The sequence below is a fragment of the Pseudomonas sp. R37(2017) genome (assembly GCF_002113375.1).
GTDB lineage: Bacteria > Pseudomonadota > Gammaproteobacteria > Pseudomonadales > Pseudomonadaceae > Aquipseudomonas.
Genome location: NZ_NEHO01000010.1, coordinates 59,589 through 72,226, shown reverse-complemented (window position 1 = coordinate 72,226; position 12,638 = coordinate 59,589). Strand labels below are relative to the sequence as shown.

Annotated in this window: 13 protein-coding genes; 5 read left to right on the top strand and 8 right to left on the bottom strand. The window is 61.3% G+C overall.

From position 1 onward, the window contains the following. The first annotated feature begins 21 nt into the window (after positions 1-21). Together CAG47_RS17340 and CAG47_RS17335 are read left to right on the top strand one after the other, a co-directional pair. Complete coding sequence (locus CAG47_RS17340; RefSeq protein WP_085726075.1) at positions 22-942, top strand: histone deacetylase; 921 nt, start codon at positions 22-24, stop codon at positions 940-942. Between the two features lie 292 nt (positions 943-1,234). After that, a complete protein-coding gene (locus CAG47_RS17335) occupies positions 1,235-2,476 on the top strand; it encodes a TIGR03862 family flavoprotein (protein WP_177409021.1) in 1,242 nt (413 codons plus the stop codon). Between the two features lie 116 nt (positions 2,477-2,592). Here CAG47_RS17335 and CAG47_RS17325 read toward each other — a convergent pair whose 3' ends face one another. Both CAG47_RS17325 and yedA read right to left on the bottom strand, forming a co-directional pair. Continuing rightward, positions 2,593-3,933 (bottom strand): DEAD/DEAH box helicase, encoded by a 1,341-nt coding sequence (locus CAG47_RS17325; protein ID WP_085726072.1) that lies wholly within the window; start codon positions 3,931-3,933, stop codon positions 2,593-2,595. Between the two features lie 65 nt (positions 3,934-3,998). Then, positions 3,999-4,931, bottom strand: a complete 933-nt coding sequence (yedA, locus tag CAG47_RS17320) for a drug/metabolite exporter YedA (RefSeq protein WP_085726071.1) — start codon at positions 4,929-4,931, stop codon at positions 3,999-4,001. A 164-nt stretch (positions 4,932-5,095) separates the two neighbouring features. On the opposite strand from yedA, the gene CAG47_RS17315 reads away from it, so the two are divergent. Then, a complete protein-coding gene (locus tag CAG47_RS17315) occupies positions 5,096-5,548 on the top strand; it encodes an Lrp/AsnC family transcriptional regulator (RefSeq protein ID WP_007990688.1) in 453 nt (150 codons plus the stop codon). 155 nt (positions 5,549-5,703) lie between these two features. On the opposite strand, the gene CAG47_RS17310 is transcribed toward CAG47_RS17315, so the two are convergent. The 3 genes from CAG47_RS17310 to CAG47_RS17300 form a co-directional block, all read right to left on the bottom strand. Further along, on the bottom strand, positions 5,704-6,309 hold the full coding sequence (locus CAG47_RS17310; RefSeq protein ID WP_085726070.1) for a PolC-type DNA polymerase III: 606 nt from the start codon (positions 6,307-6,309) through the stop codon (positions 5,704-5,706). A 22-nt stretch (positions 6,310-6,331) separates the two neighbouring features. Further along, entirely contained in the window at positions 6,332-6,811 is a 480-nt protein-coding gene (locus tag CAG47_RS17305) for an NYN domain-containing protein (protein ID WP_085726069.1), read from the bottom strand. 120 nt (positions 6,812-6,931) lie between these two features. After that, positions 6,932-7,705, bottom strand: a complete 774-nt coding sequence (locus CAG47_RS17300) for a DUF2076 domain-containing protein (protein ID WP_085726068.1) — start codon at positions 7,703-7,705, stop codon at positions 6,932-6,934. Positions 7,706-7,884: 179 nt separating this feature from the next. On the opposite strand from CAG47_RS17300, the gene CAG47_RS17295 reads away from it, so the two are divergent. Next, positions 7,885-8,559, top strand: a complete 675-nt coding sequence (locus tag CAG47_RS17295) for a YciC family protein (RefSeq protein ID WP_085726067.1) — start codon at positions 7,885-7,887, stop codon at positions 8,557-8,559. 66 nt (positions 8,560-8,625) lie between these two features. Beyond that, positions 8,626-9,705, top strand: a complete 1,080-nt coding sequence (locus tag CAG47_RS17290) for an endonuclease/exonuclease/phosphatase family protein (RefSeq protein ID WP_085726066.1) — start codon at positions 8,626-8,628, stop codon at positions 9,703-9,705. Positions 9,706-9,729: 24 nt separating this feature from the next. Here the strand turns inward: CAG47_RS17290 and CAG47_RS17285 are convergent, their stop codons facing one another. Genes CAG47_RS17285 through CAG47_RS17275 form a run of 3 tightly spaced genes read right to left on the bottom strand, consistent with a single transcriptional unit; the run spans position 9,730 to position 12,349 of the window. Continuing rightward, entirely contained in the window at positions 9,730-10,563 is an 834-nt protein-coding gene (locus tag CAG47_RS17285; RefSeq protein WP_085726065.1) for an ABC transporter ATP-binding protein, read from the bottom strand. Beyond that, positions 10,551-11,354 carry an ABC transporter permease gene (locus tag CAG47_RS17280; RefSeq protein ID WP_085726064.1) on the bottom strand — a complete coding sequence of 268 codons (804 nt, stop codon included), beginning with the start codon at positions 11,352-11,354 and terminating at the stop codon, positions 10,551-10,553. Before CAG47_RS17280 ends, CAG47_RS17285 begins: the two co-directional genes overlap by 13 nt. Positions 11,355-11,362: 8 nt before the next feature. Beyond that, entirely contained in the window at positions 11,363-12,349 is a 987-nt protein-coding gene (locus CAG47_RS17275; protein ID WP_085726063.1) for an ABC transporter substrate-binding protein, read from the bottom strand. Between the last annotated feature and the right edge of the window lie 289 nt (positions 12,350-12,638).

Below are 12,638 nucleotides of genomic sequence, written 5' to 3'. Positions count from 1 at the left end.
TGCTTTCCAGTTAAATCAGTCATGCCCCTGCCCCTGATCTATCACGAAGACTACAGTCCCGATTTTCCGGCGGATCACCGCTTCCCGATGGACAAGTTCCGCCTGTTGCGTGACCACCTGGTGGACAGCGGCCTGACCCGCGACGCCGATTTGCTGCGTCCGCAGTTGTGCCCCGCGGACATTCTCGCCCTCGCCCATGACCCTTCGTATATCGAACGCTACATGAGTGGCGAATTGTCCCGCGAAGACCAGCGCCGCCTCGGCCTGCCCTGGAGCGAAGCCCTGGCCCGACGTACGGTACGGGCGGTCGGTGGCTCGTTGCTCGCGGCCGAGCAGGCGCTGGAGCATGGCCTGGCCTGTCACCTGGCTGGCGGTACCCACCATGCGCACTACGACTATCCGGCCGGATTCTGCATCTTCAATGACCTGGCGGTGATCAGCCATTACCTGCTGGAAAGCGGCCGGGTGAACCGGGTGCTGATCTTCGATTGCGACGTGCATCAGGGCGACGGGACTGCTCGAATTCTGCACAACACCCCGGAAGCAGTGACCGTTTCCCTGCACTGTGAAAAGAATTTTCCCGCACGCAAGGCCGAAAGCGACTGGGACATCCCGCTGCCAAACGGCATGGGCGATGCCGAATACCTGAAGGTGGTGGACGATGCCCTCAACTACCTGCTACCGCTCTACCAACCGGACCTGGTGCTGTATGACGCCGGGGTCGATGTGCATAAGGATGACGCCCTGGGTTATCTGAAGCTGACAGACGAAGGCGTCGCCGCCCGCGATGAAAGCGTGATGCGCCATTGCCTGGGCCGCGACATTCCACTGGTCGGGGTAATCGGCGGCGGCTACAGCAAGGACCGCCAGGCCCTGGCCCGCCGTCACGGCATCCTCCATCACAGTGCGCAGCGCGTCTGGCAGTCATCAGGTTGTCACTGAGCTGTGGATGCTTTACCCACAATGCCTGTGGAGTTGCCTGTGGATAACCTGAGTGAAAGGGACTACAGACCATGCCGCGTATAGGCTACAGAGTTGTGGTTATTTTTTAACCAGCCAAAAAAACACTTCCTGACCCTGTAGGAGCGAGCAGGCTCGCGATGACGGCCGTACATTCAGCATGTGTGGACCAGACAGACCGCTATCGCGAGCATGCCGCAAGCGGGCACCCGCTCCTACAGGGGGCGGGGCTGGTAGAATGCCCGGCCTATCCCGCCAGACCGCAGCGCATTCCATGACTCATTCTTCGCCAGCCCTCTCCCCTCACGTCGCCATCATCGGCGGCGGCCCTGCCGGTCTGATGGCGGCCGAAGTGTTGAGCCAGGCTGGGTTCAAGGTCGACCTGTACGACGGCATGCCGTCGGTCGGACGAAAATTCCTCCTGGCCGGCGTAGGCGGAATGAACATCACCCACTCCGAAGCCTACCCGGCGTTTCTCTCGCGCTACGCCGAGCGCGCCCCGCAGATCGCCCCGCTGCTGCGCGGCTTCGGCGCCGAAGCGCTGTGCCAATGGATTCACGAACTGGGCATCGACACCTTCGTCGGCAGTTCCGGCCGGGTGTTCCCCACCGACATGAAAGCCGCGCCGCTGCTACGCGCCTGGCTCAAGCGCCTGCGTGACAGCGGCGTAGTTATCCACACCCGCCATCGCTGGCTCGGCTGGGACGAGCGCGGCGGTTTGCGCATCGACAGCCCGGAAGGGGAAAAGATCGTTCAAGCCGACGCCACCCTGCTCGCCCTTGGCGGCGGCAGTTGGTCGCGCCTGGGCTCGGACGGCGCGTGGATGCAGCCCATGGAACAACACGGCGTAGGACTGGCGCCGTTGCAGCCGAGTAATTGCGGCTTCGAGGTGCAGGCCTGGAGCGAGTTGATGGTCAGCAAGTTCTCTGGCACGCCGCTGAAAAACATCGCCATCGGCCTTAACGACGACATTCCGCGACTCGGCGAATGTGTGATCACCGCCACCGGGATCGAAGGCAGTCTGATCTATGCCCTGTCAGCGCCCATCCGTGAAGCCATCAACCAGCACGGTTCGGCAACGATTCATCTGGACCTGCTGCCCGGCCGGCCTGTGGATAAAGTTCAGGCGGCGTTGAGCAAGCCCCGGGGATCACGCTCCATGGCCAAGCACCTGCACAGCCAGTTGGGTATCGATGGAGTAAAAGCGGCGCTATTGCGGGAACTGACCAGCGCCGACTGCTTTACCGACATGGCCTTGCTGGCCCACGCGATCAAGGCATTGCCACTGACACTGGTGAAAACCCGTCCACTGGATGAGGCCATCAGCAGCGCTGGCGGTGTGCTGTTCGAAGCAATGGATGAGCGCTTGATGCTCAAGCAAATGCCCGGCGTGTTTTGCGCCGGAGAAATGCTCGATTGGGAGGCGCCGACCGGTGGCTATCTGCTGACCGCGTGTTTTGCCAGTGGGCGGGCGGCGGGGTTGGGGATGGTGGAGTGGTTGCGGCGCAAGGGTTGAAGACCGCGGCGCTCTCTTCGCGAGCAGGCTCGCTCCCACAGGGGATTTGTGCACGACACAACCCCAGTGTGGGAGCGAGCCTGCTCGCGAAGGCGGCCTGACAGACGCCGCAAGTACTAAGGCTTGCGCTTACGCGGCCCAGTATTGAACACCGGCACCTTGCGCACCGGCTTGATCGAAGGCTCCGCCGGTGCAACCTCTCCGCTGTCCACCCACTTACCCAGATTGCGTTTACCGCCGCCACCACCGGAAGCCTTGGGCTTCTTCGGTTTTTTCGGCTTCTTGATCACCTGACCACTGGCATCGGTCTCCGGCACCCGGTGCTCCGGTTCGAAGTCCGGCTCGTTCTGCCGCTTCAGGGTCTGACGAGTCAGCATTTCGATCGCCGACAGCAGATTCACTTCATCGGCGCAAACCAGGGAAATCGCCTCGCCCGTCGAACCTGCGCGACCGGTACGACCGATACGATGGATGTAGTCCTCGGCGACGATCGGCAAGTCGAAGTTGACCACCAACGGCAGGTCTTCGATGTCCAGGCCACGGGCCGCCACGTCTGTGGCGACCAGAATCTGCACTTCACTCGCCTTGAAGCGGTCCAGTGCACGCTGACGAGTCGCCTGGGGTTTGTCGCCATGGATACCGTCGGCATTGACGCCCAGGCCCTGGAGTTTTTCCACCAATGCGTCCACACCGTTGCGGGTCTTGGCGAATACCAGCACCTGCTTCCACTTGCCCTTGCGCATCAGGTGCACGAACAGTTCCGGCTTGCGCTTCTTGTCCACCGTCACGATCCACTGCTTGACGGTGTTGGCAGCGACGTTGCGCGGGCTGACTTCGATGCTCAGCGGGTCGTTGAGCATCTGTCCGGCCAGCAGGCGGATGTCATCGGAGAAGGTCGCGGAGAACAGCAGCGTCTGACGTTTTTTCGGCAGCGCGCGGTAAATGTTCGCCAGTTCTTCGGAAAAGCCCAGGTCGAGCATGCGGTCGGCTTCGTCCAGCACCAGGGTTTGCAACTGGTTGAACTTCAGTGCGTTCTGGCGGAACAGGTCGAGCAAGCGGCCCGGCGTCGCTACCAGCAAGTCGACGCCACTGCGCAGCTTCATCATTTGCGGGTTGATGCTGACGCCGCCGTACACCGCGTAAGTGCGCAATGGCAGGTTTTCGGCGTACTGGCGCACGGCTTCGTGAACCTGCTCGGCCAGCTCGCGGGTCGGCACCAGGATCAGCGCACGCACCGAGTTGGCGGCGACTTTCGGCCCTTCCATGGCCAGCAGTTGCAACAGCGGCAAAGCGAAACCGGCGGTCTTGCCGGTGCCGGTCTGGGCGGCGGCCATCAGGTCGCGACCGGCCAGCACCGCCGGAATGGCTTGCGCCTGAACCGGCGTCGGAGTCTGGTAGCCGAGCTTCTCAAGGGAGCGCAGCAAGGGTTCGATCAGGCCAAGGGTGGCGAAAGTCATGGGAGTACCGTAGGAAAATTCAGCGCGGTTGTGCGAAACAAGAGTGCAATGGCGCGCAGTTTACCCTAATTCACACGGGATTCTGTCGCTACTCCCTTCGCCACCACCGGCCGCTCTGGCGTGCGACGCCATTGCGGCAGGCCAATCAGCACCACGGCACTGATGATCACAGCCATCGCCAGCGCTTCTTCGAGACCAATGGTTTCACCCACGAAAACGATCCCCAGCAACACCGCCACCGCCGGGTTGACGTAGGCATAACTGGTGGCCGCGGCCGGGCGCACATGCTTCAACAAGTACATGTAGGCGTTGAAGGCGATGATCGAGCCGAACACGGTCAGATATGCCAAAGCCGCCCAGCCCTCGATCGGCGGTATCTTTTCCAGATGTTCACCGCTCACCACACTGGCAATCAGCAGCACCACACCACCCACCAGCATTTCCACGGCACTGGCCATTGCCCCCTGAGGCAACGGCAGGTGTTTACTCCACACCGAGCCGAAAGCCCAGGTCGCCGCCGCGAACACCAGCAGTGCCGCGCCCAATGGGCTCGATTGCAGGTTGGAGCCAAGGTTGAGCATGGCAATGCCGATCAGCCCGAGAACAATCCCGGCCCATTCGAGACGGGTATTACGCGCCCCCCAGAAATATCCACAGAGCAAGGTAAACAGCGGCACAGTCGCCACCGCCAAGGCGGCGACACCGGAAGCCACCCCCGTGTGTTCGGCGACGCTGACCGCGCCATTACCACAGGCGAGCAGCAACACGCCGATGACCCCGGCGGCTTTCCATTGCGCCCAGGTCGGCGCTGGCGCCCCGCGCCAGCGCAGGAAGGCGTACATCATGGTCCCGGCAATGACGAAGCGGATGCCGGCGAGCAGCAGCGGCGGCCAAGACTCCACGCCGATGCGGATCACCAGGTAGGTCGAGCCCCAAATCACGTACAACGCGAAAAAGGCTGCGATCAACGGTAAGGGAAAACGACGGAGGCCAGACATGGGGAGCAGCTCGCAGGCAAGACAAGTGAACGGCTATTCTAGAAAGGCCAACGACAGAAAATAAGTTACAAAACCTGTTTATCGCACCGGTACACTTTTCAAAACACGGAGATTCTTGCGATAAACCGTGTTTTCGAAAGTCAGTCATTTTCAGGAGTCGCCCCATGGACAAATACGACCGCATGCTGCTCAGCGCCCTGCTGGAAAACGGTCGCGCGTCCTACGCGGACCTGGCGCGCAAGGTCAACCTGTCCGCCCCGGCGGTGGCCGAACGCGTGGCCAAGCTCGAAGCCAGCGGGGTGATCACCGGCTATCAGGCAAAGGTCGACATGGCCAAGCTCGGCTTGCCCATCCAGTGCGTGATCGAACTGCGCCTGAACCAGCACGGCAACCAGAAAGCCTACGACGACCTGATCAAAATCCCGCAATTGACCGAATGCCATCGGGTGACCGGCGATCCCTGCGTGATCATGCAAGCCGCCGTGGGTTCGATGCCGGAGCTGGAAGAGCTGATCAACCGGATTGCCACGTTCGGGTTCAGCAAGACGTCGATTGTGTTGTCGAGTGCAATAGAGAAGCGGGTGCCGTTGGGGCACATTGAAGGGAATGGCAAATAGCTTTCTGTAGGAGCGGGTGCCCGCTTGCGGCATGCTCCGGGCGGCGCTCCGACGATGAACCCGAGAACAACACGGGGGGTCAGGTTTCCCGCGTTATCGTTGGCGACCATCGCGAGCTTGCTCGCTCCTACAGGGGAATTGTGGTGTTTTCGGGGTCAGCGATAGCGTTTGAGATGCTCGCCCACCTTCGCCGCCGGCACTTTCTGCAATTTGCACAGCAGGTCGTGGGACAGCTCGCGCAAACCGTGCTTTTGTCGCAACTCTTCAATCAGGTGCGCCGTCAGGTTGGCCGCCATCTCGGCATCGGCCATGGCCCGGTGGGCCTTGCCGGTGTTGGGCAAGTTGGCGAACGTGGTGAGGGTGCCGAGCTTGTGGTTCGGCGCGGCGGGCATCAGGCGTCGGGCCAGGAGCAACGAGCAGGCAAAGTTCTGCAAACGGGTGCGTTTGATTCGCCCCAGCTCGAAGTCCCAGAACTTCTGGTCGAATGCGGCGTTGTGCGCCAGCAGTGGCGTGGTACCGACGAATTCATTGACCTCGTTCATCACCTGCTCCGCCGACGGGGCGGTGCGCAGCATGGCGTTGCTGATGCCGGTGAGTTGTTCGATGAAGGCAGGGACGCGCACACCGGCGTTCATCAGGCTCTGGTAACGCTCGACGATGCGCCCCTGTTCAAGAATCACCACGGCGATTTCCGTGGCCCGGCAACTGCTGCTCGGGGAGATCCCGGTGGTTTCAAAGTCGATGACTGCGATGCGTTCCAAACCTGGTTGAACTCCGTAAAAATCAATACTTGAGCAGCAACGCGCCTTCGATCGGCACGTAGCGGCTGGCGGCGCGGATCAGCGAGTTGGCCGTGAGCCCCGGCACGCCGTAGGCCACAGCCTGCACGCCGTGCTTGCTGATGACGCGCTCGAGCAGCATGTCGAAATCGCCATCACCGGAGGCCAGGACGATTTCATCGACATGGTCGGCGGCGTCCATGATGTCGAGGGTGATGCCCACGTCCCAGTCACCCTTGGCCGAACCATCGCTGCGCTGGATGTATGGCTTGAGCTTCACGGTAAAACCGAGGTTGCGCAGGATCTGCTGGAACTGTTGCTGTTTGCTGTCGCCACGATCGATGGCATAGGCATAGGCTTCGACGATCTCGCCCTGTTTACTGATGTCAGCCCATAGCGCGGCGTAGTTGAAGTGGCAACCATAAGCCTGACGCACGGTGTAATAGAGGTTTTGGACGTCGGCGAACACTGCGATTTTTTTCACCGGTTTTCCTCAAGGCTGAATCAGGCCCCAGGCCCGAAAAGGCGCCCAGTATGCCAGCCCGGAGGATCGTTCCGCGAATAATCGGCCCGGAGCGCGGCTGCGCTCCGGACGAATGGCCTGTCAGACGAAGGAATCGTCGTCGCCGCCGAAGAACGAGTCATCGCTGTAGTCAGCGTCGCTGAACCCGCCCTGATCGTTGCTGTAGGAGTCGTTACCGGCAAAACGCTGGTCATCGCCCCAGCCATTGCTGCCTTGATCGTTGACCTGGGCCGGCTCTTCCTTGATGACTTCGACAACTTCCGGTTGCTGATTGTGATGGAACAGGCTGCTGATGCCTTGAGCCAGCATCACGCCACCTGCCACGCCGGCGGCGGTTTTCAGCGCGCCACCGAGGAAACTGCTGCCGGCCGCTGCCGGAGCCTGCTGCGGTGCATAGCCCTGCTGTGGAAAGCTCTGCTGCGGGGTACCGAAGTTCTGCTGTGGCGCTTGCGCACCGAACGACGAGCGCCCCGGCTCACGCCAGCCGCCGCTCGAAGGCGGTGCGCTCTGGGTGGATGGCGGTTGTGGATCTCGGGAAGCGCCGCCAAAGATACTCGACAAAAAGCCACCGCTGGTCGGTGCAGGAGCCGGGTTTGCCTGAGCCTTGGCCTGTTGCAGTTCGGCCTGCAACTGCTGGACTTGCCGGGACAGTTGCTGGTTCTGTTCATCGAGGCTCTTGATCGCCGCCTCCTGCACCAGAATGGCCTGGGTCATGAAATAACCTGCCGCCGGCTGGCGCGCCAGGTGTTCCTTGATCCGCGCCTCGGCCAAGGCGTCGCGCGGGGCTGAGTCCGTTTCGGCCTGTTGCAGCCGGGAAAACAGTCCATCGATCAGGGTTTGTTCTTCGCTGTTCATGGCGACCTCATAGATTGCCGGGGGAAATCGTTGCCCATTTCCACTGAGGATAAGGGACTCGACCTTAATGGATGCTGAAACATAATGTTTCAATAGCCTTTACCGAACGTTTACGTTTGTGTTCCCCGGCGCTTGATCGGTTAAAGTGAGCCACTGCTTCCAACCTGCGATACCCACTGATGAATCCGTTAGACGTCCTGCGTGACTCGCTGTATTTCTTCAAGCGCAATCTGGGCCAGATCGTGCAGCTGTGCCTGCCGCTGGTAATGCTTGAGGCATTGTTGCAACAAGTGGTCGACCACTCCACGGAGCCGGACAGTTTCCCCGGCATCAGCGTGATTGTCGGCCTGCTGGTGTACCCGCTGTACACCGCCGCGCTGATTCTGTTTCTTGACGCCCGCAGCCGGGGCGAGTCGCCACGCAACCGCGACCTGCTGGCGATGGCGGCGAGCCTGTGGCCGCGTTTCGCCCTGCTGACCGCGCTCAATACCGTGCTGATTCTGCTGGGCCTGTCGCTGTACTTCCTGCCAGGCATATACCTGATGGTGACCCTGGCGTTTGGCGAATACCTGCTGGTGTTGCGCGGCCTGGCGCCGCTGGCAGCCATGAAGGAAAGCCTGCGCATGACCAAAGGTCACTTCCTGCGCATCCTGCTGTGCATTCTGTGTGTGATGGGGCCGCTGTGGCTGCTCAAGGGCGCGACCCTGGCGGTGTATCCGGAACCGCAAAACCCGGTGATCTCGCTGCTGATCGACAGCGCGCACAGTTTCCTGCAGCTGTTTACCAGCGTGGTGCTGTTCCGCTTGTTCATGCTGATCAACCCGCTACCCGAGAGAAATGACAACTTGCTCTGACCTTGGGCGCAACCATCGCTCTCGGGTATGCTCGGGAACAATTTTGTAACGCTGATAAGCCGAGCCATGACCCGCCTACTGCGCCACACCTTGCTGGGCCTGCTGATCGCGATCGGCCTGATCGCCGTGATGATCTACAGCCTGACCTGGCGCCCCGACGACAAAGAAGTCTTATCCGTCAGTTGCAGTGACCAGGCCCCCACCCTGGTCCCCGGACAGGCGCTGAAGGTGATGACCTGGAACGTCCAGTACCTGGCCGGCAAGCGTTACGTGTTCTGGAATGACCTGGCCGCCGGTGTCGACGAACGCCCCACTGCCGATGACATGGCCTTCAGCCTCGACGAAGTGGCGCGGGTGATTCGCGACGAGCAACCGGACATCGTGCTGTTGCAGGAGCTGGACGACGGCGCCAAGGCCAGCGATTACCAGCACCAGTTCAAACTGCTGCAGGAACGGCTCGCCGACTTGTATCCCTGTGGCACCAGCGCCTTCGACTGGAAGGCCGACTTCGTACCGAACCCGCACATCTTCGGCAGCGTCGGCCGGCAACTGGCAACCCTGAGCCGTTACCAGATCGAACATGCCGAACGCTGGCAACTGCCCGTCGCTTCGGGCAATCCGGTCAGTCGCCAATTCAACCCCAGAGACGCCTTGCTGGTGAGCTATTTGCCATTGAGCGATGGCGGACAGATAGCGGTGCTCAATACCCACTTGAGTCGCGCCATCCAGGCCGACGATGACATGCAAAGCCAAGTGAACGCGGTGGCCATGGCCCTCGATAAATTCGAAAGCCGTGGCACGCCGTGGTTGATCGGCGGAGATTTCAACCTGTTGCCGCTAGGCCAGTATCGACGCTTGCCCGACGTGCAACGCACGCCCTACTCCGCCGACAGCCCGTTGCACATCCTGTGGGACAAATACCCGATGATCCCGACCAACAACGAAGCTGGTGGTATCGACCGCGAACGCTGGCTGACCCACTACCCGAACGATCCCGGGCTGAACGGCCCGGACCGGACCGTTGACTACCTGTTCTACAGCCCGCGGATCAAACGGGTCGAGGCGATGGTGCGGCAGGATGATACGTTGCGCATCTCCGATCACCTGCCGGTGATTGCCCGGTTTCTGTTGCCGGCTGCGCCCTGATACATAAACCTGTAGAGGCCCCGCTTAATGCACCTCTTCCAGATCATCATGCAGCAGCCCGAAGATCTCGCGTTTCATCTCGATGAATGAGCGCTCCATGACCATGTCCAGGTTGCGCGGGCGCTCGATTGGCACATCGAGGATCTGCTTGATCCGCCCAGGCCTGGCGCCCATGACATAGACCCGGTCGCCGAGCAGAATCGCTTCGTCGATGTCGTGGGTCACGAACAATACGGTCTTCTTGCTGTTGCCCCAGACCCGCAGCAACAACTGCTGCATTTGCAGGCGCGTCTGGCTGTCGAGGGCGCCGAAGGGTTCGTCCATCAACAGGATCTGTGGATCATTGGCCAGCGCGCGGGCAATGGCCACACGTTGCATCATGCCACCCGACAACTGCTTGGCGTAGTTGTCGGCAAAGCTGCTCAGGCCCACTTCGTTGACGTAGTAATCGACGATGTCCTTGCGCTGCGCCGCCGGCATGCCCCGCCGCTTGAGGCCAAACTCGACGTTCTGCCGCACGGTCAGCCAGGGGAACAGCGTGTAGCTCTGGAACACCATGCCGCGATCCGCACCGGGGCCTTCCACCTGTTTGCCGCCGACGTAAATCTCCCCTGACGTCGGTTCGGCCAGGCCGGCGGTGAGGTACAACAGGCTCGACTTGCCGCAACCCGAAGGCCCCACCAGCACGGCGAACTGCTGGTCAGGCACCTCGAACGACACCTCCTGTAACGCGGTAAAGGTACCGCCATCGGGCTTCTTGTAACGCAGGCTGACCTTGTCCACTTGCAGCCGCGGCGCGTTCACCGGGGCAGTCTGAGGGGCGACAAAACGATGAGTGGCAGCGGTTACTGAGCCCATGCGGTAATCCTCAGGCGTAGGAATCGGAACAGTTGATCGGTGACCAGGCCCAGCAGGCCGATGATCGCGATGGCGAGGAAAATCACATCCACCTGAAAGCCGCGCATGGCCTTGAGGCTGAGGTAACCCAGGCCACTGGAAGCGGCGACCAGTTCAGCCACCACCAGGTAAGTCCAGGCCCAGCCCATGGTCACGCGCAGGGTGTCGAGTACGCCTGGCAGCGACGCCGGGGCGATCACATGCAACACCGCGTCACGGCGGTTCGAACCAAGGGTATAGGAAGCGTTGATCAGGTCCTTGGAGATGCCTTTGGACACGTCCGCGATCATCACCAGTTGCTGGAAAAACACGCCGAAGATGATCACCGATACCCGCTGCTCCAGACCGATGCCGATCCACAGGATGAACAAGGGTACGAACGAGGTCACCGGCAAATAGCGGATGAAGTTGACCATTGGCTCCAGGAACGCCTGGACGATGCGGAAGCTGCCCATCAACAGTCCCAGCGGCACGGCCACCAGGGACGACACGATGAAACCGACCATCACCACTTCGACGCTGGCCCACACATGCTGGCCGAGGGTGCCGTCCCGACCCAGGCGCACGGCGGCCTCGACCACCGCGCCCGGCGTGGGCAGGAACATGCCCGGTACCAGGCCGCCATAGGACAGGCCGGCCCACAGGCCGACCAACAACAGCCAGGCCAACCCGCTCGCGCTCCAGATCACCGAGACCGGCAAACCGGTCTTGGGCGTGATGCAGCGGCTCAGCCATGAATTGCGCTTGAACATGCAGCCTCCTAGAGCGGGGTGACGAAACGGTTGTCGATAAGGTCGTCGTTGCTGACGTTGTAGGGCTTGCCTTGCAGCTCACTGGCGGTCTCGTTGGCCAGCTTGATCAGCGGCGCGCTATCACCCGGCTTGCCCGGCGCGCCCAGCAGTTTTTCGCTCATGGCCTGATCGTAGAAGCGCACGCCCTGGGCGGCCGCTTCGAGCTCCTTGGGATCGGCCAGATAGCCGCCTACACCCTTGGCCATGATCTTGTAGGCTTCCTGTGGATGGTCCTTGGTGTACTGCACGGCTTTGTACAAACCGGCCACCAGGGCCTTGACGTCTTCCGGCTGTTTTTCGATGACGGTGCAGTTCAGTGCGACCACGTCGACGATCACCCCCGGTGTGCTGCTGCTGTCGATCAGCACCTTGCCCTGCTTCTTGTCGCGAACCATCGACAGGTGCGGCTCCCAGGTCACGGCGGCCGGTACGCGACCGGCGATGAACGCGGTAGCAGCGTCATCAGCGGTCATGTTCTGCACGGTGATGTCGCTCATTTTCATGCCGTTCTTTCTCAGCAGATACGACAGCCAGAACTGCGAGGTCGAGCCTTCGTTCACCGCCACGGCCTGGCCCTTGAGCTCTTGCAGGCTCTTGACGTCCTTGCCGACCAGCACGCCGTCGCCACCATGGCTATCGTCCAACGCGGCCACGGCCTTGAAGCAGAATTGCGGACGGTACTTGAGCACCTCGTCGATGGTCGACGCCGAGCCGGACAACTCGCCGGAAGCTTGTGCGGCCATGTACATCGCCGCTTCTTCGACCACCGGTAATTCGACGGCCAAACCGTTTTCCTTGAAGTAGCCAAGGTCCTGGGCCAGGTACAGAGTGCCGTAGCCGACCCAGGTGGTATGACCGATGGACAAGGTGCCGGCCTGGGCGCTGGTGGCGACCGTCGCGGCGATGGCGGTGACCGCCAGTGGATGGGCAACGCGTGTAAGCAAGGACTTGATCATGGAGCACTCCCAAAGCTGTTGATTTAGTTTTGTCATGGGCAGTACGGCGAGCCCTGAATCGGCTGCAGCCTGTGGTCTCTCGAGGACCCTTCGGCGGGCAGCATTCGGCGGGCTGGCGAAATCGATGTTGGCCCAAGGGCGGGATTAGGAAAATGAGGAAATATGTGGATGCGAACGATGAAAAAACTGGTTAGCGCGCACTGCTAAAAGGCGGCAATGGCAAGGATGCACAAGGTCAGTGCAAGGCATGAAAAATGTGTTGAATGGTCAATGGCATTCGCGAGCAGGC